26 protein-coding genes and 1 tRNA gene are annotated in these 26,078 nt (G+C 73.4%); 10 read left to right on the top strand and 17 right to left on the bottom strand.

Annotated features, from left to right (window positions below; translation table 11 throughout):
* Positions 1–215 precede the first annotated feature (215 nt).
* Entirely contained in the window at positions 216–818 is a 603-nt protein-coding gene (locus tag CP969_RS09445; RefSeq protein ID WP_026085311.1) for a hypothetical protein, read from the bottom strand.
* Between the two features lie 406 nt (positions 819–1,224).
* Complete coding sequence (locus CP969_RS09440; protein WP_016826961.1) at positions 1,225–2,475, bottom strand: exo-beta-N-acetylmuramidase NamZ family protein; 1,251 nt, start codon at positions 2,473–2,475, stop codon at positions 1,225–1,227.
* Positions 2,476–2,700: 225 nt separating this feature from the next.
* Here CP969_RS09440 and CP969_RS09435 point away from each other — a divergent pair, with 225 nt between their 5' ends.
* Both CP969_RS09435 and CP969_RS09430 read left to right on the top strand, forming a co-directional pair.
* Positions 2,701–3,474: an SDR family oxidoreductase gene (locus CP969_RS09435; RefSeq protein ID WP_016826962.1), complete on the top strand. Its 774-nt coding sequence runs from the start codon at positions 2,701–2,703 to the stop codon at positions 3,472–3,474.
* A gap of 196 nt (positions 3,475–3,670) precedes the next feature.
* Positions 3,671–4,264 (top strand): TetR/AcrR family transcriptional regulator, encoded by a 594-nt coding sequence (locus CP969_RS09430; protein ID WP_016826963.1) that lies wholly within the window; start codon positions 3,671–3,673, stop codon positions 4,262–4,264.
* 418 nt (positions 4,265–4,682) lie between these two features.
* Here the strand turns inward: CP969_RS09430 and CP969_RS09425 are convergent, their stop codons facing one another.
* Entirely contained in the window at positions 4,683–5,897 is a 1,215-nt protein-coding gene (locus tag CP969_RS09425) for an acyl-CoA dehydrogenase family protein (protein ID WP_016826964.1), read from the bottom strand.
* A gap of 6 nt (positions 5,898–5,903) precedes the next feature.
* The gene (locus CP969_RS09420) at positions 5,904–6,926 is read right to left on the bottom strand and encodes a phosphotransferase family protein (protein WP_016826965.1); all 1,023 of its coding nucleotides are present in this window, start codon (positions 6,924–6,926) and stop codon (positions 5,904–5,906) included.
* 193 nt (positions 6,927–7,119) lie between these two features.
* Between CP969_RS09420 and CP969_RS09415 the strand changes: the two genes are divergently transcribed.
* Positions 7,120–8,055, top strand: a complete 936-nt coding sequence (locus CP969_RS09415) for an NADP-dependent oxidoreductase (protein ID WP_016826966.1) — start codon at positions 7,120–7,122, stop codon at positions 8,053–8,055.
* Positions 8,056–8,155: 100 nt separating this feature from the next.
* On the opposite strand, the gene CP969_RS09410 is transcribed toward CP969_RS09415, so the two are convergent.
* The 4 genes from CP969_RS09410 to CP969_RS09395 all read right to left on the bottom strand — a co-directional run bounded on the left by CP969_RS09410 (position 8,156) and on the right by CP969_RS09395 (position 10,561).
* On the bottom strand, positions 8,156–8,485 hold the full coding sequence (locus tag CP969_RS09410; protein ID WP_016826967.1) for a DUF202 domain-containing protein: 330 nt from the start codon (positions 8,483–8,485) through the stop codon (positions 8,156–8,158).
* Positions 8,482–8,874: a YidH family protein gene (locus CP969_RS09405; RefSeq protein WP_004990184.1), complete on the bottom strand. Its 393-nt coding sequence runs from the start codon at positions 8,872–8,874 to the stop codon at positions 8,482–8,484. The genes CP969_RS09410 and CP969_RS09405 overlap by 4 nt, the downstream gene beginning before the upstream one ends.
* A 135-nt stretch (positions 8,875–9,009) precedes the next feature.
* Positions 9,010–9,597, bottom strand: a complete 588-nt coding sequence (locus CP969_RS09400) for an NUDIX domain-containing protein (protein WP_016826968.1) — start codon at positions 9,595–9,597, stop codon at positions 9,010–9,012.
* 49 nt (positions 9,598–9,646) lie between these two features.
* Complete coding sequence (locus CP969_RS09395; protein WP_016826969.1) at positions 9,647–10,561, bottom strand: DMT family transporter; 915 nt, start codon at positions 10,559–10,561, stop codon at positions 9,647–9,649.
* A gap of 299 nt (positions 10,562–10,860) precedes the next feature.
* On the opposite strand from CP969_RS09395, the gene CP969_RS09390 reads away from it, so the two are divergent.
* Both CP969_RS09390 and CP969_RS09385 read left to right on the top strand, forming a co-directional pair.
* Positions 10,861–11,811, top strand: coding sequence for a hypothetical protein (locus CP969_RS09390; protein WP_016826970.1), 951 nt, complete (start codon positions 10,861–10,863; stop codon positions 11,809–11,811).
* Positions 11,812–11,875: 64 nt separating this feature from the next.
* The gene (locus CP969_RS09385) at positions 11,876–13,417 is read left to right on the top strand and encodes an APC family permease (protein WP_016826971.1); all 1,542 of its coding nucleotides are present in this window, start codon (positions 11,876–11,878) and stop codon (positions 13,415–13,417) included.
* A gap of 184 nt (positions 13,418–13,601) precedes the next feature.
* On the opposite strand, the gene CP969_RS09380 is transcribed toward CP969_RS09385, so the two are convergent.
* The 4 genes from CP969_RS09380 to CP969_RS09365 all read right to left on the bottom strand — a co-directional run bounded on the left by CP969_RS09380 (position 13,602) and on the right by CP969_RS09365 (position 17,503).
* Positions 13,602–14,627 carry an L-idonate 5-dehydrogenase gene (locus CP969_RS09380; RefSeq protein WP_026085312.1) on the bottom strand — a complete coding sequence of 342 codons (1,026 nt, stop codon included), beginning with the start codon at positions 14,625–14,627 and terminating at the stop codon, positions 13,602–13,604.
* A 14-nt stretch (positions 14,628–14,641) separates the two neighbouring features.
* Positions 14,642–15,403 (bottom strand): SDR family oxidoreductase, encoded by a 762-nt coding sequence (locus tag CP969_RS09375; RefSeq protein WP_016826973.1) that lies wholly within the window; start codon positions 15,401–15,403, stop codon positions 14,642–14,644.
* Between the two features lie 12 nt (positions 15,404–15,415).
* The gene (locus tag CP969_RS09370) at positions 15,416–16,813 is read right to left on the bottom strand and encodes a GntT/GntP/DsdX family permease (RefSeq protein ID WP_004990197.1); all 1,398 of its coding nucleotides are present in this window, start codon (positions 16,811–16,813) and stop codon (positions 15,416–15,418) included.
* A gap of 171 nt (positions 16,814–16,984) precedes the next feature.
* The gene (locus tag CP969_RS09365) at positions 16,985–17,503 is read right to left on the bottom strand and encodes a gluconokinase (protein WP_016826974.1); all 519 of its coding nucleotides are present in this window, start codon (positions 17,501–17,503) and stop codon (positions 16,985–16,987) included.
* A 136-nt stretch (positions 17,504–17,639) separates the two neighbouring features.
* Between CP969_RS09365 and CP969_RS09360 the strand changes: the two genes are divergently transcribed.
* The gene (locus CP969_RS09360; protein WP_004990203.1) at positions 17,640–18,353 is read left to right on the top strand and encodes a FadR/GntR family transcriptional regulator; all 714 of its coding nucleotides are present in this window, start codon (positions 17,640–17,642) and stop codon (positions 18,351–18,353) included.
* A 6-nt stretch (positions 18,354–18,359) separates the two neighbouring features.
* Here CP969_RS09360 and CP969_RS09355 read toward each other — a convergent pair whose 3' ends face one another.
* Together CP969_RS09355 and CP969_RS09350 are read right to left on the bottom strand one after the other, a co-directional pair.
* Positions 18,360–18,752 carry a YchJ family protein gene (locus CP969_RS09355; protein ID WP_016826975.1) on the bottom strand — a complete coding sequence of 131 codons (393 nt, stop codon included), beginning with the start codon at positions 18,750–18,752 and terminating at the stop codon, positions 18,360–18,362.
* A 63-nt stretch (positions 18,753–18,815) separates the two neighbouring features.
* Positions 18,816–18,900: transfer RNA gene (locus tag CP969_RS09350), tRNA-Leu, on the bottom strand.
* A 195-nt stretch (positions 18,901–19,095) separates the two neighbouring features.
* Between CP969_RS09350 and CP969_RS09345 the strand changes: the two genes are divergently transcribed.
* The 3 genes from CP969_RS09345 to CP969_RS34435 all read left to right on the top strand — a co-directional run bounded on the left by CP969_RS09345 (position 19,096) and on the right by CP969_RS34435 (position 21,725).
* The gene (locus CP969_RS09345; RefSeq protein ID WP_004990208.1) at positions 19,096–20,421 is read left to right on the top strand and encodes a M20/M25/M40 family metallo-hydrolase; all 1,326 of its coding nucleotides are present in this window, start codon (positions 19,096–19,098) and stop codon (positions 20,419–20,421) included.
* A gap of 151 nt (positions 20,422–20,572) precedes the next feature.
* Positions 20,573–20,806, top strand: a complete 234-nt coding sequence (locus tag CP969_RS09340; protein ID WP_004990211.1) for a chaplin — start codon at positions 20,573–20,575, stop codon at positions 20,804–20,806.
* Positions 20,807–20,972: 166 nt separating this feature from the next.
* On the top strand, positions 20,973–21,725 hold the full coding sequence (locus tag CP969_RS34435; protein ID WP_016826976.1) for a chaplin: 753 nt from the start codon (positions 20,973–20,975) through the stop codon (positions 21,723–21,725).
* Positions 21,726–21,799: 74 nt separating this feature from the next.
* Here the strand turns inward: CP969_RS34435 and CP969_RS09330 are convergent, their stop codons facing one another.
* Positions 21,800–21,988 (bottom strand): DUF5703 family protein, encoded by a 189-nt coding sequence (locus tag CP969_RS09330; protein ID WP_026085313.1) that lies wholly within the window; start codon positions 21,986–21,988, stop codon positions 21,800–21,802.
* A gap of 47 nt (positions 21,989–22,035) precedes the next feature.
* On the opposite strand from CP969_RS09330, the gene CP969_RS09325 reads away from it, so the two are divergent.
* Positions 22,036–22,725, top strand: coding sequence for a hypothetical protein (locus CP969_RS09325; RefSeq protein ID WP_016826978.1), 690 nt, complete (start codon positions 22,036–22,038; stop codon positions 22,723–22,725).
* Between the two features lie 59 nt (positions 22,726–22,784).
* On the opposite strand, the gene CP969_RS09320 is transcribed toward CP969_RS09325, so the two are convergent.
* Together CP969_RS09320 and CP969_RS09315 are read right to left on the bottom strand one after the other, a co-directional pair.
* Positions 22,785–24,878 carry a helix-hairpin-helix domain-containing protein gene (locus CP969_RS09320; protein ID WP_016826979.1) on the bottom strand — a complete coding sequence of 698 codons (2,094 nt, stop codon included), beginning with the start codon at positions 24,876–24,878 and terminating at the stop codon, positions 22,785–22,787.
* Entirely contained in the window at positions 24,875–25,861 is a 987-nt protein-coding gene (locus CP969_RS09315) for an aldo/keto reductase (protein ID WP_016826980.1), read from the bottom strand. The genes CP969_RS09320 and CP969_RS09315 overlap by 4 nt, the downstream gene beginning before the upstream one ends.
* Positions 25,862–26,078 lie beyond the last annotated feature (217 nt).

The raw sequence follows: 26,078 nt of genomic DNA, 5'->3' as shown, positions 1-26,078 counted from the left end.
GCCGGCCGTGCGCGGAGCCCGGCCCGGGCAGCAGGGCGTGCGCGGACCGCTCGGCGCTCGCCGCGCTCCGGGTCCCGTCCGGATCCGCCCGCACCCTGTCGGTCCCCTGCCCTCTGCCCTCTGCCCCCGGCCACCGTTCGCTTCGCGGAGGGGTTCCGGAGGAGGACGGCGGGGGCGCGGCATCCCCGGCGCGCCCCCGCCTCCTCAGGTACTCCTCAGGCCGACACCGGCAGCCTCGTCCGCCTGGCGTCCGCCAGGGCCTCGGGGGTGAGCACGGGGCGCGGCACCAGGATGCCGCAGTCCGTGCAGACCGGGCCCGCCGACGGCTCGTGGTCCAGGTCGTACCGCCACATGAGTCGTTCCCCCCGGCACACGGGGCAGACCGAGCCCGGCTCGCGCTCCAGCGCGGCGATCAGCCGCCGCAGCACCTCGGCCAGCGGCTCCCGCGGATGCACCCGCGGATCGTCGCACCAGGCGACACCGAAGCCGCCCCAGGTCAGCCGGTGCCAGTCGTCCACACTGCCCGGCCTGCGCAGGCCGTCGTGCTTCTCCTTCCTGCGACGCTCGGCGAACTCGACCTCGTAGGCCAGCCAGACCGCCCGGGCCTCCTCCAGCTCCTCCAGTGCGGCCACGAGCCGCACCGGGTCGACGGAGCGGTCCTCGGGGTCGAACCCGGCCCGCGCGCACAGATGGTCCCAGGTCGCCCTGTGCCCATAAGGAGCGAACCGCTCAAGGCACTTGCGCAGCGAATAACGCCGCAGTGCCAGGTCGCACCGCGGATCTCGGACCTGTCTCGCCAGACTCCGGAAACCGGCCATCGTCCTGCACCTCCGTCACACCTGCACCTGTAGTCCATCCGCTCGGCGTCGCCGAGCGGACATCGCCGAATAGACGTATCGACACCCGGATCGGCTCCATCCTTTTTCCGATGGCCCCCATCAGCCGGCCGCAGGGCTCACGCGCCAACTCCCGTGGCTCGTCCTTCAGTTGTGGTCGTCCTCGACGCGGGGACGTCGGCGGTGACACCCTGTCCCGCCGCGCCGGGGCCGCACGCCGCGGCGTGTCCGGCGGCCCGTCCCGCCGGACTGAGAACTCCCCGCGGCTTCCACGGGTTCCTGCGGAGCCCCTCGGTATGCGCCCGGATCGCGTCGGTTTCGGGCGGAAATCCCGGAGGAAACGAAAAAGTGGTGGGCCGGATCGCTCCGGCCCACCACCGAGATCCGCTCAGCGGTACAGCAGGTACTCCCGCCGCGTCCTGCGGAACGCCGCCAGCTCCTCGTGCCAGCCGGCCACCACCTCGTCCGTGTCCGCCCCCGCGTCGATCATCGTGCGCACCCGCGCGGAGCCGGTGAGCTTGTCGATCCAGTGGTCCGGACGCCAGGCGAAGTCGCTCCACACCCGCTTGGCCGTGATCAGCAGCCCGATCCCCGTGCGCACCGGATCGAACGCCTCCGGGTCGTGCACGTGGAGCTGCACGCCCCCGACGGTCCTCCCCTGGAACTTGGAGAACGTGGGCGCGAAGTACGCCTCACGGAACCGCACGCCCGCCAGCCCCAGCCCGTTCGCCCCGTCCGCCCAGCGCCCGTCGATCCCCTCGGCGCCCAGCAGCTCGAACGGCCGGGTCGTCCCGCGCCCCTCGGAGAGGTTGGTGCCCTCGAACAGACACGTCCCCGAGTACACCAGCGCGGTCTGGGGCGTCGGCATGTTCGGGCTCGGCGGCACCCAGGGCAGCCCGGAGGCCTCGTGGAAGTCCGACCGCTTCCAGCCCGACATGAGCACGGTCTCCAGCGGCACCGGAGCCCGGAGGAACTCCCCGTTGAACAGCCGTGCCAGCTCCGCCACCGTCATCCCGTGCGCCTGCGCGATCGGCTTCCGTCCGACGAAGGTGGCGAACTCCTCGTGCAGCACCGGGCCCAGGGCCGCCCGCCCCGTCACCGGGTTCGGCCGGTCCAGGACCACGAACCGCTTGCCCGCGAGCCCCGCCGCCTCCATGCAGTCGAACAGGGTCCAGATGTAGGTGTAGAAGCGCGCGCCCACGTCCTGGATGTCGAAGACGATCGTGTCCACGCCGGAGGCGGTGAAGACGTCGGCGAGCGGCTGACCGCTCTTCAGGTAGGTGTCGTAGACCGGCAGTCCGGTCGCAGGGTCGTCGTACCGCCCCTCGGAGCCGCCCGCCTGCGCGGTGCCCCGGAAGCCGTGCTCGGGGCCGAAGACGGCGATCAGGTCCACGCGGTCGTCGGCGTGCATGACGTCCACGATGTGCCGTGCGTCCCGGGTGATGCCCGTCGGGTTGGTGACGACGCCGACCCGCTGCCCGTCGAGCGGCGCGTAGCCGTCCGCGGCGAGCCGCTCGAACCCGGTGCGCAGTGGGCGGCCCGCCGCCGGGGCCCGCCCGGAAGCCGCGTGCGCCGGGGCCGCGGAGGCCGCCACCGCGGCCGTGGTGGTGGCGAGCAGGCTCCGTCTGGACAGCTTCATGCGATGGCCTCCGTGATCGCGTCGGATGTCATGACCATGCACGCTAGCGCGCATGACCGCGGCGGGGAACGAACCGGACCGGCCCGGCGCGGATCTCCTCTTCCGCAGGGCATACCGACCGGTTAGTCTGGCGCGACGGAAGGACCGCCGCAGCCGCCGCACGACCGGAGCCGACCCGCGCGGCGCCCGTACGGCGGTGCGGGCAAGCCGCGTCGAAGGAGACCGATGGTGGGAGCCGTGCAGGGTGCGAAGGTGGTCGTCACGGGGGCCGGGGGCGGCATCGGGGCGGCGCTCGCCCGCCGCTTCGCCGACCAGGGGGCGCAGGTCGTCGTCAACGACCTGGACGCCGGCCGGGCGAAGGCCGTCGCCGAGGAGATCGGCGGCATCGCCGTCCCGGGCGACGCCGCCTCGACCGTCATCGAGGCCCGCGACGCGCTCGACGGGACGGTCGACGTCTACTGCGCCAACGCGGGCGTCGGCCGCGACGGCGGGGAGCCCGGCGGGCCGCTCGACGAGCAGGGCTGGGCGCTCTCCTGGGACGTCAACGTCATGGCCCACGTCCGCGCGGCGCACGCGCTGCTCCCGGACTGGCTGGAGCGCGGCGGCGGCCGCTTCGTCTCCACCGTCTCCGCGGCCGGACTGCTCACCATGATCGGCACCGCCCCCTACAGCGTCACCAAGCACGGCGCGTACGCCTTCGCCGAGTGGCTCTCGCTGACGTACCGCCACCGCGGCGTGAAGGTCCACGCGATCTGCCCGCAGGGCGTGCGCACCGACATGCTCGACGCCAGCGGAAGCGCGGGCGACCTGGTGCTCAAGCCGACCGCGATCGAGCCGGAGGACGTGGCCGACGCCCTCTTCCGGGGCATCGAGGAGGACCGCTTCCTGATCCTGCCGCACCCCGAGGTCGCCGAGTACTACCGGGCCCGCGCCACCGACCCCGACCGCTGGCTCACCGGTATGAACCGTGTCCAGCAGCACTGGGAGGCGTCCCGGTGACCGGCCCCCGCCGCGTGGGACGGACCCGGATGCGCGCGCCGCACGGGACAGGGAGAGACTGGCCGCCCACCCGCACCCGTGCCAGGAGGCGCTCCTGCCCGACGTGCCGGAGGCGGTCAGTGGGAAGATCCTCCGTCGGGAACCTCGTTCCCTGACGCACGACAACCGACAGCGACACGGAAGGCAGGTGGCGGCAGTGCCCAGGACGACGGACGGTGACGGGACCCCGGTGCCGCAGCGGCTCCTGGCCGCCGCCACCCGGCTCTTCGCCGAGCAGGGCTACGACCGCACCTCGGTGCAGGAGATCGTCGAGGCGGCCGGCGTCACCAAGGGGGCGCTCTACCACTACTTCGGCTCCAAGGACGACCTGCTGCACGAGGTGTACGCGCGCGTGCTGCGCGTCCAGCAGGAGCGCCTGGACGCCTTCGCGGACGCCGACGAGCCGATCGAGAAGCGCCTGCGCGGCGCGGCGGCCGACGTCGTCGTCACGACGATCGAGAACCTCGACGACGCGTCGATCTTCTTCCGCTCCATGCACCACCTGAGCCCGGAGAAGAACAAGCAGGTGCGCGCGGAGCGCCGCCGCTACCACGAACGCTTCCGCGCGCTGATCGAGGAGGGCCAGGAGGCGGGCGTCTTCTCCCGGGCGACCCCCGCCGACCTGGTGGTGGACTACCACTTCGGCTCCGTGCACCACCTGTCGACGTGGTACCGCCCCGACGGCCCGCTCAGCCCGCAGCAGGTCGCCGACCACCTGGCGGACCTGCTGCTGCGGGCGCTGCGGCCATGAGGCGTCGGTGAGGCGTGCCCGTGAAGCGTTCATGAGGCGTCCGTGAGGCACCCCTGAGGTGACCGGGCGGGCCGCCGCGGGGTCGCGCGGCCCCGGCCCGTGCCGGACCCACCTGCGGCCCCGCCCCGGCCCGCGCCGCGGGCGATGCGGCGCCGCAGGGCCGCGGGCCGCCTCCCGGCCCGGGCGGAGCCGGGAGCGCGGGGGAGGACCGCCGACCGCCGCACGACCGTCCCGGGGCCGGCGCCGCGCGCCGCCGGCCCGGCGCGGTGACCGGCGCGGGCGCCCCCGCGCCGGACCGCGTGCACCGCCGGTCCCTCCCGGCGGCTTCCGGACGTCCGGCGCGGCCCGCCGAGGGGCCGCGCTCTCCGTCCGGAAGCCGCCGGGCCGCGCTCTCCGTCCGACGGCCGCCGGACGGCGGTTACCGGTACTTCTTCAGCTCCCGTCGCGCCAGCGACCTCTGGTGCACCTCGTCCGGGCCGTCGGCGATCATCAGCGTGCGCGCCCCGGCGTACAGCTCGGCCAGCGGGAAGTCCTGGCTGACCCCGCCCGCGCCGTACAGCTGGATCGCCCGGTCGAGGATGCCGACGACCGTGCGCGGCGTGGCGATCTTGATGGCCTGGATCTCGGTGTGGGCCCCCTTGTTGCCGACCGTGTCCATCATCCAGGCCGTCTTCAGCACCAGCAGCCGCAGCTGCTCGACCGCGACGCGCGCGTCGGCGATCCAGTTCTGCACCACGCCCTGCTGCGCCAGCGACGTGCCGAAGGCGTCCCGGGACACGGCCCGCCGGCACATCAGCTCGATCGCCCGCTCGGCCATGCCGATCAGCCGCATGCAGTGGTGGATCCGGCCGGGACCGAGCCGGGCCTGGGCGATGGCGAACCCGCCGCCCTCCTCGCCGATCAGGTTCGACACCGGCACGCGCGCGTGGTCGAAGACCACCTCGGCGTGACCGCCGTGGTAGTGGTCCTCGTAGCCGAACACCTGCATCGCGCGCGTGATCGTGACGCCGGGGGTGTCGCGCGGCACGAGGACCATGGACTGCTGGCGGCGGATGTCCGCCCCGCCCGGGTCGGTCTTGCCCATCACGATGAAGATCCTGCAGTCCGGGTGCATCGCCCCGGAGATGTACCACTTGCGGCCGGTGACGACGTACTCGTCGCCGTCCCGCTCGATGTGCGTGGTGATGTTGGTGGCGTCCGAGGAGGCCACCTCCGGCTCGGTCATCGCGAACGCCGAGCGGATCTCGCCCGCCAGCAGCGGCTCCAGCCACTGCTTCCGCTGCCGTTCGTCGCCGAACTGCGCCAGCACCTCCATGTTCCCGGTGTCCGGCGCCGCGCAGTTGGTGACCGTGGGCGCCAGCTGCGGGGAACGGCCCATGATCTCCGCGAGCGGGGCGTACTGGAGGTTGGTGAGCCCGGCGCCGTACTCGGAGTCGGGCAGGAACAGGTTCCACAGTCCCTGCCTGCGGGCCTCGGCCTTCAGCTCCTCCACGACGGGGACGTTCTCCCACGGCGAGTCCAGCCCGGCGCGCTGCTCGTGCACGATCCGCTCGGCCGGGTGGACGTGGTCGTCCATGAAGGCGAGGAGCCTGGCGCGCAGCTCCTCGGTGCGCGCGTCGAACGCGAAGTCCATGTGCCGTCAGCCTTCCTGGAGAGTGGTCAGACCGTGCTCGATGAAGACGGGGACCAGGTCGCCGATGCGGTCGAAACCGCGCCCGACCGTCTGGCCCAGCGTGTAGCGGTAGTGGATGCCCTCGAGGATCACGGCGAGCTTGAACCAGGCGAACGCCGTGTACCAGGGGACCGCGGAGACGTCGCGCCCCGAGCGCGCGGCGTACCGCTCGACCAGCTCGGCGGGCGCGGGGTGCCCGGGGGCCGCGGCGGTCGTGGAGACCGGGGAGTCCGGCAGGTCCAGCGGCGTGCCGTACATCACCAGCAGGCCCAGGTCGGTCAGCGGATCACCGAGGGTGGACATCTCCCAGTCGAGGATCGCCCTGATCCGGTCGTCCTCACCGATCAGGACGTTGTCGAGGCGGTAGTCGCCGTGCACCACGGTCGGCGCGGGGGAGCGGGGCAGGCTGCGTCCGAGCGCGGCGTGCAGTTCGTCGATCCCGGCCAGCTCCCGGTCGCGGGAGGCGTCCAGCTGCTTGCCCCAGCGGCGCAGCTGCCGGTCCAGGAAGCCCTCGGGCCGGCCGAAGTCCGCCAGGCCCACCTCGCCCGGGTCCACCGCGTGCAGTTCGACCAGCGTGTCCACCAGGTTCAGCACGGCGTCCCGGGTGCGCTCCGGGCCGAGCGGGGCGAGCTGGTCCGCCGTGCGGTAGGGGGTGCCCTCGACGAACTCCATGACGTAGAAGGGCGCCCCGAGCACCTCCTCGTCCTCGCACAGCAGCACGGTGCGGGGCACCGGCACGGCGGTCGGCCGCAGCGCGCTGATCACCTGGTGCTCGCGCCTCATGTCGTGCGCGGTGGCCAGGACGTGGCCGAGCGGGGGCCGGCGCACGACCCACCGCGCGGTGCCGTCGGAGACCGCGTAGGTGAGGTTCGACCTGCCGCCCTCGATCAGCCGGCCGGAGAGCGGACCGCCCACCAGGCCGGGCCGCTCCCGTTCGAGCAGGCCGCGCAGCCGGTCGAGGTCGAGTCCGGGCGGGTGGTCGGGGCTCATCGTCGCTCCTTACGGGAAGGTGAACCGTACCGCCTCATGATGCCGACCGGTCGGTATGGAGTCCAGAGCGGGGAGGGAACGTGATCGGAGCCACGATAGACCCCGTCGCCCGGGCGCCTCCGGCGTCACGCGAACGGTGCACATCGCTCCGTTCGGCTTGCGCGGCGCGAGACGACCCCGGAGGGTCGGACGCATGAAGGCGATCAGGTACTCACGGTACGGCGGCCCCGAGGTGCTCGGACTGGAGGAGGTCGACGATCCCGTGGTCGGCCCCGACTCGGTGCTCGTGAAGGTCCGGGCGGCGGCCGTCAACCCGGTCGACTGGAAGTGCCGCGAGGGCCACCTCGAACCGGTCCTCCAGGCCGTCTTCCCGGTGATCCCCGGCTGGGACGTCTCGGGCGTGGTCGTCCGTCCCGGGGTCGCCGTCCCGGAGTTCGCCGTCGGCGACGAGGTGATCGGCTACGTGCGCGAGGACTTCCTCTCCCGGGGCACCTTCGCCGAGTACGTGGCCGCCCCGGTGCGCGCCCTGGCGCCCAAGCCGCGCAACCTGACCTTCGAGGAGGCGGCCGGCCTGCCCCTCGCGGGCCTCACCGCGTACCAGGTCCTGCACGGGGTCCTCGAGGTCAAGCGCGGCGAGACCGTCCTGGTGCACGCCGCGGCCGGTGGCGTCGGCTCCCTCGCGGTCCAGCTCGCCGCCCACCTCGGCGCCCGGGTCATCGGTACGGCGAGCGAGTACAACCACGACTTCGTCCGCCGGCTGGGCGGGGAGCCGGTGAGCTACGGGGAGGGCCTGATCGAACGGGTGCGCGGGCTGGCCCCCGAGGGCGTGGACGCGGTGTTCGACACGGTCGGCGGCGACGCCCTGAAGGTCTCCGCGAACCTGCTGGCCCCCGAGGGCCGTCTGGCGTCGATCGTCGACAACGAGGTGGTGGACTACGGCGGCCGGTACCACTTCGTCCGCCCCGACCCGCAGGATCTGCGGCGCCTGTCCGAACTGGCGGAACAGGGCGTGGTGAGCGTGCACGTCTCGGAGACGTTCCCGCTGGAGCGCGCGGCGGACGCCCACCGGCTGAACCAGGAGGGCCGGACCCGGGGCAAGATCGTGGTGACGGTGGCCGGGGACGCGTAGGGGCAGGGGGAGGAGGGCCGGGGCCCCGCCCGGCGGACCGGACGCCCCGGACCGGGGCTGACGGTGCTTCCCGCCCGGCCTCCCGAGGCGGGAAGCACCGTCAGCCCCGGGCGACGAGGACCGCCCCGCACACGGCCAGCGCCACCGTGCAGAGCACCGCCGCGGTCGCGTACCGGGGAGCGAGCACCCCCGGCGTGCTCGTGGCCGCGAGGGCGCGGATGCGGCGGTGGGCGACGCCCAGGAGCCCCAGCCAGCAGGCACAGCACAGCGCGCACGCGACGACCCCGACCGTCGACACCCCGCCGGCCAGCGCGGCCTTCCCGGCGAGCACGCCCGCGACGGTGCCCGAAAGGGTCGTGCGCCGCCATGCCAGCCGGGTCCGCTCGGGCTGCAGCCCGGGGTCCCGGACCCGGGGCGCCGGTCCGGTCACCCCTCCCACCCCACGAGCACCACGACGACCATCGCCACGGCCACGACCGCGACGACGAGGCTCAGCAGCGCCGGGAACCGCGACACCGGCAGGTCCTCGCCACGGCGCATGGCCCGCTCGCAGCGCACCCAGTGGTTGACCGCGCGCAGCGCGCACAGCACACCCGCGACGAGCAGCGCGAGCGCCAGTCCGACCCGCCAGCCCCAGCGCAGGTCCGGCAGGAACTGGTCCACGGCGAAGCCGCCGCCGATCAGCGCCAGGGCGGTCCGCAGCCAGGCCAGAAAGGTCCGTTCGTTCGCCAGCGAGAACCGGTAGTCGGGCGTCGCACCCTCTTTCCGCACGTCCTCGGGCACGAACCACAACCGGACGTTCCGCACGAACTCGATCACGTCGGCGACCCTACCGGGGCCGGTGACCGGGGGCGCTGCCGGTGCGGCCCGCCCCCTTTCGGCCACGAAGGCCCACCCCGTCGCCCGCCGGGTACCCGGTGCCCGGTCACGGCACCGCGCCCGCCGAGCACCTGCTCAGCCCCCCGGCCTCTCCGGCGGACCCGGCGAACCCCGCTGATCCGACGGACCCGACGGACCCGACGGACCCGGCCTCTCCGACCGGTACGCCCTGAGCCGCTCGTACGCCGCCCGCCCGTCCGGGACCCACTCCCACTCGCCCAGGCGCCGCTCCAGCTCGCTCTCCGTCAGGAAGGCGTGCCAGGCCACCTCCTCGGCCTGCGGCCGCACGGGCAGGTCGCAGCGGACCGTGTACACCGCCGACCACCAGGTCCGTCCGGCGCCGTCGTCGTACAGGAACCTGAAGAGGCGCTCGGGGCGCGGCAGGCCGGTCACGCCCAGCTCCTCCCCGGCCTCCCGCAGGGCCGCCTCGTCGTAGCCCTCGCCCGCCCCGACGACCCCGCCGACGAACATGTCGTACAGGGAGGGGAAGACCAGCTTGGTCGGGGTGCGCCGGTGGACGAAGATCCGGTCCTCGGCGTCCCGGGCCAGGACGAAGACGCAGCGGTGGCGCAGGCCCCGTGCGTAGATCTCGCCGCGCGGGGCCCGCCCGATCACCCGGTCGTTCTCGTCGACGACGTCGAGGATCTCGTCAGCGGCACGCATACGGCCATCCAAGCAGGTGCGCGTGTTCCGTCCGGCGCGGCCCGTCCGTTCACCCCGTCCGCACGTCGCGCACCCGTGCCCGCTCCGCGCCCCCCTGCGGCATCGCCGGGTGCATCCCCAGCAGCACGATGCCCGCGACGATCGCCGCGAGCCCGGCCGCCTCCCAGCTCAGCGCGACCGTGTCGGTGCGCAGCCGGTCACCGAGGAGGCCGACGCCGCAGGCGATCCCGGCCAGCGGCTGGGCCGCGGTTAGGGCGGGCAGGGACATCTGCAGGGGCGCGGTCTCGAAGGCGCTCTGCACCAGCACCAGCCCGGTCACGCCGAGGGCCGCCACCGCGTACGGCTGCCAGCCGCTCAGCAGCTCCACGAGACCGCCCTCGGAGAAGCGCTGCCCGCTCACCCGGGTCAGCGCGTCCTGCACGCCGTACAGCGTCCCCGCGGCCACCGCCAGCAGCGCGGGGCCCGAGGTCAGCCGCGACCGCTTGGCGTACCCCGTGAGCAGCAGGGCCAGCCCGATCATGCCGCCGATGATCAGCCAGCGCCGCAGCGGGTCGGCGAGTGCGTGGCCGCCGCTCGGCCGGCCCGCGACGACGAACGCCGTCACCCCGCCCGCGAGCAGGGCGAGACCCACCCAGCCCTGACGGCCGAGCGGCTGCCGGGTCCGGTGGCGGGAGAGTACGAGCGCGAACAGCAGGTTCGTCGCCAGCAGGGGTTCCACCAGGGACAGCTCGCCCCGGCCCAGCGCGACCGCGCCGAGTCCCATGCCGGCCACCATGAGGGCCGTGCCGCCCAGCCAGCGCGGCATCCTCATCAGGTCGAGGAGGAGCCGCGGGGAGAGGAAGTCGCCGAGCGGGGCCCGCTGAGCCGCGTTCTGCTGGAGCACGAAACCGAAGCCCAGGCAGCACGCGGCACTCATGGCGAGCACCAGGACCGGAACCGACACGCTGCGTACCTCGATGATCATGCTGGGTCACGGACGTGTAGGGCGACTCTAACCGCCGCTCGCCCGCGGCGCCTCCGTCCGCGGCCGGAAGGAGGACCGGCTCCGTCGCGCCGCCCGGCCCCCCTTTCGGCCCCCTCGCGCAAGTCGCACTGGAGTCACGGCAGTTGACGCGTGTAATGCCCCGGGTGCCCTTGACGTCGTCCGCGGGCTGACGGTTTGCTGTGAGTGATCAGTCCATGGCAATCGGCAGCCGACCACTGCCGTACCGACCGCCCGTCGTGGACCGAGCCACAAGAAGAGTGCGTGAGGAAGTTTCCGCGGTGCCCCCACCCCCGCCGCCCCTCGGCCGTGCCCGCAGACGCGCGGCGCAGGCCTTCGACGAGGCACTCGACGACGCCGAGCTCGTCGCCGCGCGCGCCGCACTGGCGCAGGGCCGCTGGCAGAACACCCGCTCGTTATTGGTCCGCACGGGGGACGACTGGGACCGCCGCGGCCACCGGATCACGGTGCTCGCCCGGGAGCCCTCCTGTGCCGCCTGGGCCCGGGAGTGGCTGCTCGCCGATCCCGGGTCCGGCGACGCGTCCGTGCTGCTGGCCCTGGCCCAGGTCCGGCGCGCCCTGCACGGCAAGGACAAACCGGCCCGCGCCCGCGAGGCCTGCCGGAAGGCCGCGGAGCTCGCGCCCGCCGACCCCACCCCGTGGCTCGGCCTGCTCCTGCTGGAGTGCGCCCGGGACGCCGAGGGGGACGTGGTCCGGCTCTTCGAGCAGGTCCGCACCCGGTACGCGGACCACCACCACGCCCACCACCTGGTGGTCGCCTGGCTCGCCGAGCGCCGCGTGGACGCGGGCGCGGACCCGCTGCACGAGGTGTACGACTTCGCCAACTGGGCCGCCGAACAGGCACCCGCCGACTCGCCGCTGGCGGTCCTCCCGGTCATCGCGCACGCCGAGCGGTACCGCGCGCTGGCCGCCGCCGGGCACGAACCCGCCGACCCCGTCGCCTCCGGTCACTGGACCGGCCGCCGCGCCCGGCAGGTGATGAAGGCGGCCTTCGACTGGTGGCTGGAGTGGGAGCACGAAGGCCATCCGCGCCGCCTGGTCGACCTGAACTTCCTCGCCCACGCCAAGGTCTGCGAGGGCCGGGGCGCCGAGGCGGCCGCCCTGTTCCACCGCATCGGCGACCACGCCACCCCGGCCCCCTGGTCGTACCCCGAACGCGATCCCCTCACCGCCTTCCGCACCGCCCGCGCCACCGCCCTGGGCGCGACCTGACCCCGGCCCCCGGCCCATCCGGCCCAGCCGCCGCAACCACACCCGACCCAAGGACGGTCTCCCGATGACGACGGACAGTTCGCGCACGAGCAGATCCGCGGCCGAGAGCATCAGCACCTTCAAGGGGCAGGAGCGCGCCCTGCGCGCCGACCGCCTCGGCACGGGAGGCCTGCTGCTCTCCGTCCTCGCCGCGACCGCGCCCCTCATGGTGGTCGCCGGTGTCATGCCCACCACATTCGCGGTGATGGGCATCGTCGGCCAGCCGCTGCTCTTCGTGGTCCTCGGCACCGTGCTGGTGCTGTTCAGCCTCGGGTACGCCGAGATGAGCCGGCACGTCCACAACGCCGGCGCCTTCTACGCCTACATCTCCCGCGGTCTGGGCGGCACCGCCGGAGCGGGCGCGGCCCTGGTCGCGCTCGTCGCCTACAACGCCCTCCAGGTCGGCATCTACGGCATCTTCGGCTTCGAGGTCTCCAGCCTCTTCGCCACCTACGCCGGCCTCGAGGTCGCCTGGTGGATACCGGCGCTCGTGGCCGCGGCCGCCGTCGGCGTGCTCGGCTGGCTGAAGATCGACGTCAACGCGCGCGTGCTCGGTGTCCTGCTCGTCATCGAGGTGCTGCTCGTCGTGGTCTTCGACGTCGCGGCCATCGCCGACCCGGGCAGGGAGGGCCTGTCGCTGCACGCCTTCAACCCGGACACGCTCACCGGCGCCGGCGTGGGCACCGCCCTGTGCTTCTGCATCGCGGCCTTCCTCGGCTTCGAGCAGGCCCCCGTCTACGCGGAGGAGACCAGCAGGCCGCACGTCCTGGTGCCGCGCGTGATGTTCCTCGCGGTGACCGGCGTCGCCGTCTTCTTCGCCATCAGCAGCTGGGCGCTCACCGTCGCCACCGGCCCGTCCGCGATCGTCGGCACCGCGCAGGAGCAGAGCGCGGGGCTGCTGTTCTCCCTCACCGAGGACCGGCTCGGCGGCACCTTCACCGACGTCCTGCACGTCCTCTTCGTGACCGGCATGTTCGCGGCGATGCTCAGCTTCCACAACGTCGTCGCCCGCTACGCCTTCGCCATGGGCCGCGAGGGCCTGCTGCCCGCCGCCTTCGGCCGCACCACCGGCACCAGCGGCGCCCCCGGCACCGGCTCCCTGCTCCAGACCGCCGTCGCCGTCGTGTTCGTCCTCGCCTTCGCGCTCACCGACGACAAGCCGACCGGTGACCCGACCGCGCCCGTCCTGCGCCTGTTCACCTGGTTCGGCAACATCGGCGCGCTCGGCGTGATCGTGCTGATGGCGATCGCCTCCCTGTCCGTCGTCGTCTTCTTCGTCCGGCGCGGTGCCGCGGGCGCCCAGGCCTGGCGGCTGGTCACCTCCACGCTGGCGGGCATCGCCCTGGTGGTGATCGCCTGCTACACGGTGAAGGACTTCGACGTCCTGGTCGGCGCGGGCCCCGGCTCCTCCCTGAGCTGGATCCTGCCCGGCGTCATCGGCCTCGCCCTCGTCGTCGGACTGGTCCAGGGCGCGGTCCTGCGCGCCCGGGCCCCCGAGACGCACGCCCGCATCGGGCTCGGCAACGAGGCGTTCCAGCTGGAGAAGGAAGCCGAGCGCACCCCGTAGGGAGCGGCGTTCGCGCGAGCCCGGCGGCACGCGCGCCCCGGCCCGCCCCGGCCGGGGCGCGGCCGTTCGAACGGGAGGGGGCCCGAACGCCGGACAGCCGTCGGCGTTCCCCGCCGAAGACCGTGGTGAACGCGTCGGCCCCGGCGGGTGGAGACCCGCCGGGGCCGAGAAGCGGCGCAGCGGCTCAGGAACCGAAGTCCAGCAGGACCTTGCAGGACCGGCTCCGGTCCGCGGCGAGCACGAACGCCGACTCCGCGTCCCGCACCGGGACGACCGCGCTGACCAGCCCGTCGAAGGCCGGCTGGGCCGCGAGCAGTTCGAGCGCCGCGTCGAACTCGGTGTCGAAGCGGAACGCCCCGCGCAGCTCGATCTCCCGGCTCACCACCAGGTTGCCCGCGAACGGGCTCTGCCCCGGCGGGAGCATGCCGAGCTGCACGACGACTCCGCTTCGCCGCACGCGCTGCAGACAGGCTTCCAGCCCCGCGGCCACGCCGGACGCCTCGATCGCCACGTCGACCTCCGCCGGCCATCCGGCGTCGTCCGGGTCGTCGGCGCGCACGAGGGTGTCGGCGCCCGCGGCCCGCGCGTACTCCAGCGCCTTCGGCAGCAGATCGGTGACGGTCACCTCCGCCGCCCCGGCCGCCTTCGCCGCCGCCACGACCAGGCAGCCGATGGGCCCGGCCCCGGTGACCAGCACGTGCCGGCCGGCCACCTCCCCGGCCCGCCGCACCGCGTGCAGGGCGACGGACAGCGGCTCGGCGAGAGCCGCCCGCCGCAGCTCCAGCCCGGCGGGAAGCGGGCGCAGCTGCTCGGCGGGGACGACGATCCGCGCCGCGAAACCGCCCTGCACGTGCGGGAAGCGCGCCGCGCTGCCCAGGTACCGGGTGTCCCGGCACACGTTGCGTCGCCCGTCCGCGCACTCGGGGCACACCCCGCACGGGGTCGCCGGGTGCACGGCGACGGCCGTACCGGCGGCCGGACCCGAGGCCCCGTCACCGTACGAGACGACGGTGCCGACGACCTCGTGCCCGAGCAGCATCGGCTCCCGGAGCCGGAAGTCGCCCACCCCGCCGTGCCGCCAGTAGTGCAGGTCGGACCCGCACACCCCGCCGTACCGGACGGCGACCAGCGCCTGCCCCGGACCGGGGGACGGCACCGCCTGCTCCTCGACCCGCAGGTCACCCTGGCCGTGGATCACACAACCGAGCATCTCCGCCACCCCTTTCACAGCACGCTCGTCATGCCGCCGTCGACGTACAGCACCTGTCCGCCGACGAAGTCGGCCGCGGGGGAGGCGAGGAACAGCACCCCGCCCACCAGGTCCTCGGTACGCCCCCAGCGCCCGGCGGGCGTCCGCCCCCGCACCCAGGCGCTGAACTCCTCGTTCCTCACCAGCGGTTCGGTCAGCTCGGTCTCGATGTAGCCGGGGCCGAGCCCGTTGACCTGGACCCCGTACGGGCCCCAGTCCGCGCACATGCCCTTGGTGAGCATCTTCAGCGCGCCCTTGGTGGCCGCGTACGGCGCGATGCCGGGGCGGACCACCTCGCTCTGCAGCGAGCAGATGTTGATGATCTTCCCGTGGCCGCGTTCCGTCATCCCGCGGGCGACCTCCCGGCCGACCAGGAACGCGCTGGTGAGGTTGGTGTCGAGGACGCGGTGCCAGTCGGCGTCGGTGAACTCCAGCAGCGGGGCGCGCAGTTGCATGCCCGCGTTGTTGACCAGGACGTCGAGCGGGCCCACCCGCTCCTCCACGTCCGCGATCCCCGCGGCCACCGAGGCGCTGTCGGTCACGTCGAACACGGCCGTGTGGACGTCGCCAGGGAGTTCGGCCGCGACCTTCGCGAGGCGCTCGCCGTCCCGCCCGTTGAGCACGACCCTGCAGCCCGCCTCGAGCAGTCCGCGGGCCAGGGCGAGTCCGATGCCCCGGCTGGAGCCGGTCACCAGGGCCGTACGGCCGCTGATGTCGAACAGGGAATGAGCCGTCATCTTTCCGTACCCCTATATGACCAGCGAGAGCAGCAGGACCAGACCGCCGGCGACCACCGAGATGATCGTCTCCATGACCGACCACGTCTTGATGGTCTGGCCGACGCTCAGGCCGAAGTACTCCTTCACCAGCCAGAAGCCGGCGTCGTTGACGTGGCTGAAGAAGATCGAGCCGGCGCCGATGGCGAGGACCAGCAGGGCGGCGTGCGTGGTCGACAGGTCGGCCGCGAGCGGCGCCACCAGGCCGGCCGCCGAGATGGTGGCCACGGTCGCCGAACCGGTCGCCAGCCGGATCGCCACCGCGATCAGCCAGCCCAGCAGCAGCGTCGGGATCGACCAGTCCTTGGAGATCTCCATGATCATCTGGCCCACGCCGGAGTCGATCAGCGTCTGCTTGAAGCCGCCGCCCGCGCCGACGATCAGCAGCATGCCCGCGATCGGGGCGAGCCCCTTCTCGACCAGCTGCGAGATCCGCTCCTTGCTGAATCCGGCGGGCACGCCCAGCGTGAAGATGCCGACGAGCACGGAGGCGAGCAGGGCCATCATCGGGGAGCCGATGACGTTGAAGACGCGCTGGACGCCGTTCTCCGGGTCGTCGATGACGATCTCGACCAGGGCCTTGCCCAGCATCAGCACGACCGGCAGCAGGATGGTGAACAGGGTCGGACCGAAGCCGGGGCGCTTCTCCAGTTCCTCGGAGGCGCGCTGCGGGATCATCCGGTCGGGGACCTGGGCGTCCACCCAGCGGTCGGCGTACTTGGCGAACAGCGGACCGGCGATGACCACCGTCGGGACGGCGACGAGCACGCCGAGCGCCAGCGTCACGCCGAGGTTGGCGCTGAGCGCGTCGATGGCGACCAGCGGGCCGGGGTGCGGCGGGACCAGACCGTGCATCACGGACAGACCGGCGAGCGCCGGGATGCCGATGCGCATCAGGGAGAAGTTGCCGCGCTTGGCGACCATCAGCACGACGGGGATCAGCAGGACGACGCCGACCTCGAAGAACAGCGGCAGACCGATCACCGAGGCGATCAGCACCATGGCCCAGGGCATGGTGCGGCCCTTCGCCTTGGCGAGGATGGTGTCGACGATCTGGTCGGCGCCGCCGGAGTCGGCGAGCATCTTGCCCAGGATCGCCCCGAGGGCGATGAGCACGCCGACACCGGCGACGGTGGAGCCGAGACCGGCGCTGAAGCTGCTTATCGCCTTGTCGAGGGGCGCCCCTGCGAACGCGCCGAGCGCCAGCGACCCGATGGTCAGCGCCAGGAAGGCGTGCAACTTGTACTTGGTGATGAGCAGGACGATGACGGCGATGCCCGCCAGGACGGCGATGCCCAGCTGAGCGTGGCCGGCCGAGGTGATCGGCTCGGGTACGTCCGCTGCCAGCATCTCGACACTGAGTCTGGTCACGGTGGATCCCTTGTGATTACGGGGGTTGGGGAGAACGGGGTGGTGGGGACGCCCCGGGGACTGCGGTTCGGAAGGCAACCTCGGTGCGGGGGGAGGGACGAGGGGGCCTTCCGGCCGGGGAATTGAGGGGTCTTCAGGCCGGGAACCCAGGGGGGTCTTCCGGCCGGGGACTTAAGGAGCCGGCTCGAGGAGCGCCGCGAGGGAGGCGACCGCCTGCCCGGTGATCTCCTCCGGGGTGCCGGTCACGTCCACGGCGACTCCGGTCTCGTCCGGCTCCAGCGGCTGGAGCGTGGCGAACTGGGAGTCGAGCAGGGCCGTGGGCATGAAGTGGCCCTTCCGGTGGGCCATTCGGTCCTCGATGAGCGCGCGGTCACCCGTGAGGTGCAGGAAGACCACGTCGGGCGCGGCGGCCCGCAGCCGGTCGCGGTACGACCGCTTCAGTGCCGAGCAGCTGACCACGCCGCCGAGGCCCGCCCGCTCGTGCGCCCAGCCACCGATCGCGTCCAGCCAGGGCAGCCGGTCCTCGTCGGTGAGGGGAACACCGGCCGACATCTTGTCGATGTTGGCCTGCGGGTGGAAGTCGTCGGCCTCGGCGTACGGGACGCCGAGCCGGGTCGCGAGCAGGGGACCGACGGTGGTTTTGCCGGTGCCCGCGACGCCCATGACCACGACGACATGGGAGGTGTTCATCGCTGCCTCACTGTCTGCTGTCTTCGTTGACACGTGATGTCGACGTAACTGAAGCCCATTAGTAAGACGTTTTCAAGAGTGTGTGATGTATAAGTCTGACTTTTTCTTCCGGTGATCCGTCCCCTACGCTGAGTGCATGAGCACACAGGGCCGCGGGCTGCACGGTCATGTACTGGACATCCTCGGCCCCGAAATCACCGCGGGGGAATACCCTCCCGGCAGCGTGCTGCGCACCGACGAACTCGCCCACCGGTTCGACGTGTCACGCTCCGTGATGCGGGAAGTGGTGCGCGTGCTGGAGTCCATGCGCCTGGTCGAGTCCCGGCGCCGCGTGGGCGTGACGGTCCTGCCGATCTGCGAGTGGAACGTCTACGACCCCCAGGTCATCCGCTGGCGCCTGGCCGGCGCGGACCGCCCCCGGCAGTTGCGCTCCCTCACCGTGCTCCGCTCGGCGATCGAACCCGTCGCGGCCGGCCTGGCCGCGCGCAACGCCACCGCCGAGCAGTGCGCCGAACTCACCGAGTGCGCCCTCGGCATGGTCGCCCACTCACGCGGTCAGCAGTTGGAGGCGTACCTCGTCCACGACATGGCCTTCCACCGCGTGGTCCTGACCGCCTCCGGCAACGAGATGTTCGCCCGCCTCGGCGACGTCGTCGCCGAGGTGCTGGCCGGCCGCACGCACCACGACGTGATGTTCGACGACCCCGACCCGGCCGCCGTCACCCTCCACGTCCAGGTGGCCGAGGCGGTCCGCGAGCGCGACGCCGTCCGCGCGGAGGAGTTGACCCGTCAGATCACCGTGGGCGCCCTCCAGGAACTGGACATCCTGGCGCCCCGGGTGGAGTCCTGAGCGGACCTAGTCCAGGAAGTCCCCGTCGACGTACGCCCACGCCCCGTCGACCCGCTCGAACCGGCTGCGCTCGTGCAGCGCACCGCCCCGGTAGGACGCCCGGAAGGTCACCGTCCCGGTGGAGTGGAAGGCGGACCCGCCGGCCGTGTCCAGGATCTCCAGCCCGGTCCACCGCATCCGCGGGTCGAGGTCGATCCGCTCCGGCCGGGTCCGGGGGTGCCAGGTCCGCATCAGGTAACCGGCGTCCTGCCGCACGAACGCGCAGTACCGCGACCGCATCAGCCGCTCGGCGGTGGGCGCGGCGGCGGCCCCGGAGTGAAAGCGCCCGCAGCAGGCCTCGTACGCCTCGGGGAGCCCGCAGGGGCAGGAACGGGTGGTCCGTGGGGTCCGCGTGGTCATGGTCACCCTTCGCGACAACGCCCGAGGGCCGCGACCTCGCGGTCGCGGCCCTCGCGCCTCATGTGTCCGAGGGGGGACTTGAACCCCCACGCCCGATAAAGGGCACTAGCACCTCAAGCTAGCGCGTCTGCCATTCCGCCACCCGGACAAGGTGTCTGTCGCGCGGGTTTCCCCCCGCGGCGACGAAGTAAACATTACCAGGTGTTCCGGGGTGACTCGATCACCCCGTCCCCGCCGGTCTCCGCGTGCACACCGCGTGGCGGCCCGGGCCGGGTCTTGGGGCCCGCGCCGCGGGGAGGGAGGATGAGGGGGACCCACCAGCAGTGACAGCGGGAGGAAGCACGTGAGCGAGACGGACCCGGCCAGGAGCGTCACCGGTGAGGACGAGGTCGTGGACCTCTGTCGCGAGCTGATCCGGATCGACACCAGCAACTACGGCGACCACTCGGGCCCCGGCGAGCGCGAGGCGGCCGAGTACGTCGCCGAGAAGCTCGCCGAGGTGGGGCTCGAACCGAAGATCTTCGAGTCGCACAAGGGGCGCGCCTCCACGGTGGCCCGGATCGAGGGGGAGGACCCCTCCCGGCCCGCGCTGCTGATCCACGGCCACACCGACGTCGTACCGGCCAACGCCGACGACTGGACCCACCACCCCTTCTCCGGCGAGATCGCCGACGGATGCGTGTGGGGGCGCGGGGCCGTCGACATGAAGGACATGGACGCGATGACCCTCGCGGTCGTCCGCGACCGGCTGCGCAGCGGGCGCAAGCCCCCGCGCGACGTCGTCCTCGCCTTCCTCGCCGACGAGGAGGCCGGCGGCACCTACGGCGCCAAGTACCTCGTCCGCGAGCACCCCGAGCTGTTCGAGGGCGTCACCGAGGCGATCGGCGAGGTCGGCGGCTTCTCCTTCACCGTCAACGAGAAGCTGCGCCTCTACCTCGTCGAGACCGCCGAGAAGGGCATGCACTGGATGCGGCTCACCGTCGACGGCACGGCCGGCCACGGCTCGATGACCAACGACGACAACGCGATCACCGAGCTGTGCGAGGCCGTGGCCCGCCTCGGCCGGCACCAGTGGCCGGTGCGGGTCACCAAGACCGTGCGGGCCTTCCTGGACGAGCTCTCCGACGCGCTCGGCACCGAACTCGACCCCGAGAACATGGACGAGACCCTCGCCAAGCTCGGCGGCATCGCCCGCATGATCGGCACCACGCTGCGCAACTCGGCGGCGCCCACCATGCTCGGCGCCGGCTACAAGGTCAACGTCATCCCCGGCCAGGCCACCGCCCACGTCGACGGCCGCTTCCTGCCCGGCTACGAGGAGGAGTTCCTCGCCGACCTCGACCGGATCCTCGGCCCGCGCGTGAAGCGGGAGGACGTGCACGCCGACAAGGCGCTGGAGACCGACTTCGACGGCCGGCTCGTCGACGCCATGCAGAGCGCGCTGAGCGCCGAGGACCCCATCGCGCGGGCCGTGCCGTACATGCTCTCCGGCGGCACCGACGCCAAGTCCTTCGACGACCTCGGCATCCGCTGCTTCGGCTTCGCGCCGCTGAAGCTGCCCCCGGAGCTGGACTTCGCGGGCATGTTCCACGGCGTCGACGAGCGGGTGCCGGTGGACGGCCTGAAGTTCGGCGTGCGCGTGCTCGACCGTTTCCTGGACGCGTCCTGAACGGCGCCCCGCGCATTCCCATAATCGTGCAGGCGTGCGGAGTTGACTGGGAAGGGTGAATGCGACCATAAGCTCGTAGCCTCATTAGTCCCTCCTCGTTACCCGTGGTGTGATCCTCAGCTCGGGATCGCCTTGCGAATAAGGAGGAACAATGATCAAGAAGGTCGTCGCGGTCGCGGCTGCCACCGGTGGACTGGTTCTCGCGGGCGCGGGTCTGGCCGCCGCCGACTCGGGTGCCCAGGGTGCCGCCGTGCACTCCCCGGGCGTCGTGTCCGGCAACGTGATTCAGGCCCCCATCCACGTCCCCGTGAACGCCTGTGGCAACACGATCTCCGTGATCGGGCTGCTGAACCCCACCTTCGGCAACACCTGCATCAACCAGTGACGTTGTGCCTCGCCCTTTAGGGCATGCCCTCTGAGGGTTTGAGCCCGTCGGCCCCGGAGCGCGCGCCATGCGCTCCGGGGTCGGCCGGTTCTTGAAGAACGTCGGAACACCGGGAATCCGCCGGAACGGAATTCCCGGCACCAGGTCGAAGGCAGGGATTTCAGCAATGCGACAGGTCACCCGCAAGGGTCTGATGACCATGGCGGCCGCCACCGGCGTGCTCGCCGCCGCGGGCGGGATCGCCCACGCCGACTCCGGCGCGCAGGGCACCGCCGCGGGCTCGCCCGGCGTGCTCTCCGGGAACTCGGTGCAGGCTCCGGTGCACGTGCCCGTCAACGTGTGCGGCAACACGGTCGACGTCGTCGGCGTCCTCAACCCGTCCGTGGGCAACGCCTGTGCCAACCAGGGCGGCTCCCCGGCGGACGGACACGGCGGCTCCGGCGACCGCGGCGGGGCGCACGCCGGTGATCAGGGAGGAGCGCACACCGGTGACCACGACGGGGCGTACGCCGGCGGACACGCCACCGGCTCACCCGGTGTGGCCTCCGGCAACCACGTCCAGGTACCGGTGCACGTCCCGGTGAACGTCTGCGGCAACAGCGTCGACCTCATCGGCGTCGGCAATGCCGCCGTGGGCAACGACTGCGCGAACGGCCCCGGCCAGGAGACGCCCGGACAGCCCGCCGAGCCGGAGGCCCCCGCCGAGCCGGGCAGCCCCGAGCGCCCCGGCGACGAGCCGGCCGCACCGGGCGACCGGACCCCGGAGGGCAACCGGCCGATCGCCCACTCCGCCCCCCGGACCGACGTCCAGCTCGCACAGACCGGCAGCGAGCTGCCCGTGGGCCTGGTCCTGCCGGTCGGCGCGGGCGCGCTGCTCGCCGGCGCGGTCCTCTACCGCAAGGCGCGGGCCGCTGCGTGACGCGGGACACACGGAGCGGGCCCCGCGACCGCGGGGCCCGCTCCGTTCCGTGATCCTTCTCGGGTCGCCCGGACTCACCAGGTGGCGCGCACCTGGCGGATGATCCGCCGCCGCAGCCGCACCCTGCGGCTGCCGTCACGCATCAGCGTCAGGCGGTACAACTCCCAGTGACCGTACTCTGCGTGGTCCGTCAGCAGACGTGCCGTCTCCTTGCGGGAGACCCCGCGCGGCACGTGCACGTCGACAAATTCGTATTCCGGCATCGCATCTATTGTGCGGTCCGGCCCCCGGTACGGATAGCGTCTGCACTATGTCTGATGCTGAGCAGCCCACCGCTGCCGAGGTACGCGCCGCCGCCGAGGCGGTCAAGACCGCGCTCGACCGCCACCTGGCCGCGGTCGAGCGCAGGTCGGGGGAGGACGACCCGGCCGTCCACGAGGCGTTCAACCGGCTCGCCGCGGCCGCGGAGGCGTACGACGAACTGCTCTACGACCGCTATGACGAGGTCACGCCCTTCGAGATCCCCGGCGGGGAGGACGAGCTGCCGCCCTACACCGGCCCCGAGGAACCGAGCGCGCTCAGTGTCCTGATCCGCCGCGACTACGCCGTCGCCGAGCCGCAGCGGCTGCTCGCCCACGCCCAGCGGATCGAGGCGGCGGACGACGAGGACGCGGTGGCCTCCGGCACCGTCCACGGCGCGCTCGGCCTGCTGTTCGGCGAGTACGAACCGGACGAGATCGCCTCCCGCCACAAGGAGTTCGGCCTGGAGGAGGGCGACTCCACGCTCTGGGTGACGGCATCGGACGAACCCGCCGAACCCGGTGAGTGGCTGGAGGCGCCCTTCGAGGAGGTGGACCCGCAGCGGGTCGTCTGCCGCTTCGACGTCAGCGCGGTCTTCGACGACGACCTCGACGACGACACCGACGACGATCTCGAGGACGCACTGGATCCGGTGCTGGACGAGGACGAGGACCTGGAGCCGCTCGACGCGGACCGCTGACCACGTCCTCCCGGCGGCGGTGGCACGCGGGTGTCACCGCCGCACCCGGCGGCCCGGGCTCAGCCGTCCGCCGCCGGAACCTGCGGCGCCAGCAGCACCGGCAGCCGGGTCGTCCGCGGTTTCGCCGCCACCTCGGCCACGGCACGCGGCAGGGCCTGCTCCACACCGTGCACCACGGACAGGTGCCGGTCGGCCCGGCCGAACGCCGTGTACACCCAGGGCCGGCTCAGCGCGGGAACGGCGTCACCGGGGAGCACCACGACGACCGCGGGCCACCGGCAGCCCACCGCCTGGTGCGCGGTCAGCGCCCACCCGTGCCGCACGGTCTGCTCCACCCGCTCCCTCGGCACGACGATCCGCTCGTCCCCGCACAGCAGGTGCAGCCCCTCGCCGTCGGCCTTCACCACACGGCCCGGCAGCGTACGCCCCGGAGCGGGGGAGTGGGCGACCCGGTCGCCCGGGTCGAATCCGCCGAACCGCCCCGGCCCCGGATTGAGCCGCTCCTTCAGCGCCGCGTTCAGCACACGCGTGCCCACCGCACCGCCGTGCCCCGGCGTGATCACCTGCGTCTCCTCGGCCGGCACGCCGATCGCCCGCGGCACCGAGTCCGCCACGAGCTGCACGGTCCGGTGCACCGCCTCTCCCGCGTCCCGCACCGGCACGATCACGACCTCCTTGCCGGGCGCCTCCACCTGGTTCAGCTCGCCGACGCCGATCCCGGAGACCAGCTCGCCCAGCGGCCCGGGATCCGGCCGCCGGGAGGCGACCTGCGGGCAGAGCCGCGCCGCGAGCAGGTCCGCGAAGACCCGCCCCGCACCCACGGACCAGAGCACCCCCGGATCGCCGGCCAGCACCAGCCGGGCACCGTCCGGCAGCGACTCCGTGACCAGGGCGGCCGTCTCGACGTCCAGCTGCGGGGCGTCCAGCACGACGAGCAGGTCCACGTCGAGCGCCCCGTCGGCGTCCCGGCCCGGCCCCTCGGCACCGGACAGCAGCCCGGCGACGGTGGCGACCCCCGGCCCCTCCACCAGCGCCGCGAACCGCGCCCGCCCGATCGGACCGTGCGTGGCGGCCCAGGCGCGCAGCCCCATGCCGTGCGCGGCGTCCAGCAGCGCCGCCGGCTCGGCCAGCGAGGCATCCCCACCGGTGTGCAGCACGAGCCCGTGCCCGGCGACCGCCCGGACCAGCTCGGCGGCGGACCCCTGCGCCGCGGCGGCGGCCCGCTCCCAGTCCTCGTCCGAGCCGTCCCGCCCGGGCGCGGAGACGATCAGCCGGGCCAGACCGTCGGCGAGGCTCTCCTCGGCCAGCGCGTACCGCTCCAGCCCCACCAGCACCCGGACCGGCCGCTCCGCGTCCTCCTCCTGCGGAGCGGGAGCCCCCTGCGGAGCCGGAGCCCCGGCTTCCGCCACCGCGTCCTGGAAGACGAGGACGTCCCCTTCCGAGAGGGCGTTCTGCACGGTCCCCTCGGGATCCGGCACTCCCTGCCGCTCCAGCGCCTCCAGCAGGGCGGACATCTCCAGGGCGGTGTGCCCGGCCAGCGCCGCCTGCTCCAGCAGCCACACGGTGACCGCCCGCCCCCGGCGCTCGTCGTCCGGCCCGGCCCCGGCGCCGAGCAGCGCCCGCGCGAACCCGTCGGCCTGCCCGGGACGCACACCGGCCACCCGCAGCAACTGCCAGGGGTCGGCGCGCAGCACCGCTGCGCCCTCCTCGCCCAGCACACCGGCGGCCTGAACGGCGAGCCCCTCGGGTGCACCCCCCTGCGCCAGCACCTCCCGCACCCCCGCGACGACGCCGGGGGCGGGAACCGCCTCGCCGGAAACCTCCGGCGCCCGCCGCACCGGCTCGGGAGCGGGCCGGCGCGGCGCCGCGGGCGCCTCCTCGAACACCGCGGCGGCCGGCCTCCCCCCGCTCTCCACGGCCCGCACGGCGGCGAGGAGGTCGGCCGCCCTGCCGCTCAGCTTGCCGCCGGCCTCGATCGGCCCCTGCTTCTCGGCCTTCCGCCGCTCGATGCGCTCCCGCTCGAGCTGCTGGGCGCGCAGCTCGGCCTCGGCCTCGGACACCTGCGCACCCTCGTCGGAGGCTTCGTCCGCGCCCGGCGTCCCCGGCTCGGCGTCCTCCGTGGCCTCGGGGTTCTCGGACGGCTCCGTGCTCACAGCGTGCTCCAGTCGTGATCGGGATAGCGGTGCACGGGCGCCGACACGTCGTCGAGCGCCCGGCAGATCTCGTCAGGAAGACTAAGGGCCTCCACCGACAACGCCGCCGTGAGCTGCTGCGCGTTGCGCGCGCCGACGATGGGGGCGGCCACGCCGGGCCGGTCCCGGACCCAGGCGAGCGCCACCTGCAGCGCGGTCACGGCGAGTCCGTCCGCCGCCGTCGTCACCGCGTCCACAATCCGGCTCGCCGGGTCGTCGAGGTACGGCGCGACGAACGGCGCCAGGTGCTCCGAGGCGCCGCGCGAGTCCGACGGAGTGGTGTCGCCCCGGTACTTGCCGGTCAGCACGCCCCGCCCGAGCGGCGAGGACGGCAGCAGCCCGATCCCCAGGTCGAGCGCGGCGGGCAGCACCTCCCGCTCCACCCCCCGCTGCAGCAGCGAGTACTCCATCTGCGTGCTCGCCAGCCGGGCCCGCGCCCCCGGCGCGGCCAGCTGCCAGGTCGCCGCCTTGGCCAGCTGCCACCCGCAGAAGTTGGACACACCGGCGTAGCGGGCCCGTCCGCTGCCGACCGCGATGTCCAGGGCCTGGAGCGTCTCCTCCAGCGGGGTGTCGGGATCATAGGCGTGGACATGCCACAAGTCGACGTGGTCGGTGCCGAGCCGCGCCAGCGAGGCGTCCAGCGCGGAGAGCAGATGCCCGCGCGAGCCGTCGAACCGGCGGTCCGGATCCGGCACGCTCCCGGCCTTCGTCGAGATCACCAGGTCCCGGCGCGGCACCAGCCCCTCCATCAGCCTCCCGAGCAGGTACTCGGCCTCCCCGTCGCCGTACACGTCCGCGGTGTCGACGAGGGTCCCGCCGGCCTCCCAGAACGTCTTCAAGAGGTCCGCGGCGTCGTGCTCGTCGGTGTCCCGCCCCCAGGTCAGGGTCCCCAGCCCGATCCGGGACACGCGCAGGCCGGTACGGCCGAGATGCCTCTGCTCCATGAACGCCGAGATTACTGGCCGGGCCCCGGAACAGGGGGGCCTGTGGACAACGGATTTCCGAGGTGCGGCGGTGACCGGCCGCGCCGGCCCCGGCCCGCGACGGGGCCGCGGGCGCTCCGCGCGCCCCCGCCGCACCGCGGGCGCCCCGCGCGCGTCCCCGCCCGGCGGCCGGAGGTATAGGGTCTGCGCACAAGCGACGTTACTGATCGGTAAGAGG

This window comes from Streptomyces viridosporus T7A (assembly GCF_008704515.1).
In the GTDB taxonomy this organism is placed as follows: Bacteria; Actinomycetota; Actinomycetes; order Streptomycetales; family Streptomycetaceae; genus Streptomyces; species Streptomyces viridosporus.
The sequence above is the reverse complement of the archived record's forward strand: the minus strand, read 5'-3'. Positions and strand labels throughout refer to the sequence as shown.

What these genes read in the sequence shown, in the direction of transcription:
- CP969_RS09445 (WP_026085311.1), bottom strand. Translation starts at nt 818, where the DNA reads ATGGCCGGTTTCCGGAGTCTGGCGAGACAGGTCCGAGATCCGCGGTGC.
- CP969_RS09440 (WP_016826961.1), bottom strand. Translation starts at nt 2,475, where the DNA reads ATGAAGCTGTCCAGACGGAGCCTGCTCGCCACCACCACGGCCGCGGTG.
- CP969_RS09435 (WP_016826962.1), top strand. Translation starts at nt 2,701, where the DNA reads ATGGTGGGAGCCGTGCAGGGTGCGAAGGTGGTCGTCACGGGGGCCGGG.
- CP969_RS09425 (WP_016826964.1), bottom strand. Translation starts at nt 5,897, where the DNA reads ATGGACTTCGCGTTCGACGCGCGCACCGAGGAGCTGCGCGCCAGGCTC.
- CP969_RS09420 (WP_016826965.1), bottom strand. Translation starts at nt 6,926, where the DNA reads ATGAGCCCCGACCACCCGCCCGGACTCGACCTCGACCGGCTGCGCGGC.
- CP969_RS09415 (WP_016826966.1), top strand. Translation starts at nt 7,120, where the DNA reads ATGAAGGCGATCAGGTACTCACGGTACGGCGGCCCCGAGGTGCTCGGA.
- CP969_RS09400 (WP_016826968.1), bottom strand. Translation starts at nt 9,597, where the DNA reads ATGCGTGCCGCTGACGAGATCCTCGACGTCGTCGACGAGAACGACCGG.
- CP969_RS09395 (WP_016826969.1), bottom strand. Translation starts at nt 10,561, where the DNA reads ATGATCATCGAGGTACGCAGCGTGTCGGTTCCGGTCCTGGTGCTCGCC.
- CP969_RS09385 (WP_016826971.1), top strand. Translation starts at nt 11,876, where the DNA reads ATGACGACGGACAGTTCGCGCACGAGCAGATCCGCGGCCGAGAGCATC.
- CP969_RS09380 (WP_026085312.1), bottom strand. Translation starts at nt 14,627, where the DNA reads ATGCTCGGTTGTGTGATCCACGGCCAGGGTGACCTGCGGGTCGAGGAG.
- CP969_RS09375 (WP_016826973.1), bottom strand. Translation starts at nt 15,403, where the DNA reads ATGACGGCTCATTCCCTGTTCGACATCAGCGGCCGTACGGCCCTGGTG.
- CP969_RS09365 (WP_016826974.1), bottom strand. Translation starts at nt 17,503, where the DNA reads ATGAACACCTCCCATGTCGTCGTGGTCATGGGCGTCGCGGGCACCGGC.
- CP969_RS09360 (WP_004990203.1), top strand. Translation starts at nt 17,640, where the DNA reads ATGAGCACACAGGGCCGCGGGCTGCACGGTCATGTACTGGACATCCTC.
- CP969_RS09355 (WP_016826975.1), bottom strand. Translation starts at nt 18,752, where the DNA reads ATGACCACGCGGACCCCACGGACCACCCGTTCCTGCCCCTGCGGGCTC.
- CP969_RS09340 (WP_004990211.1), top strand. Translation starts at nt 20,573, where the DNA reads ATGATCAAGAAGGTCGTCGCGGTCGCGGCTGCCACCGGTGGACTGGTT.
- CP969_RS34435 (WP_016826976.1), top strand. Translation starts at nt 20,973, where the DNA reads ATGCGACAGGTCACCCGCAAGGGTCTGATGACCATGGCGGCCGCCACC.
- CP969_RS09330 (WP_026085313.1), bottom strand. Translation starts at nt 21,988, where the DNA reads ATGCCGGAATACGAATTTGTCGACGTGCACGTGCCGCGCGGGGTCTCC.
- CP969_RS09325 (WP_016826978.1), top strand. Translation starts at nt 22,036, where the DNA reads ATGTCTGATGCTGAGCAGCCCACCGCTGCCGAGGTACGCGCCGCCGCC.
- CP969_RS09315 (WP_016826980.1), bottom strand. Translation starts at nt 25,861, where the DNA reads ATGGAGCAGAGGCATCTCGGCCGTACCGGCCTGCGCGTGTCCCGGATC.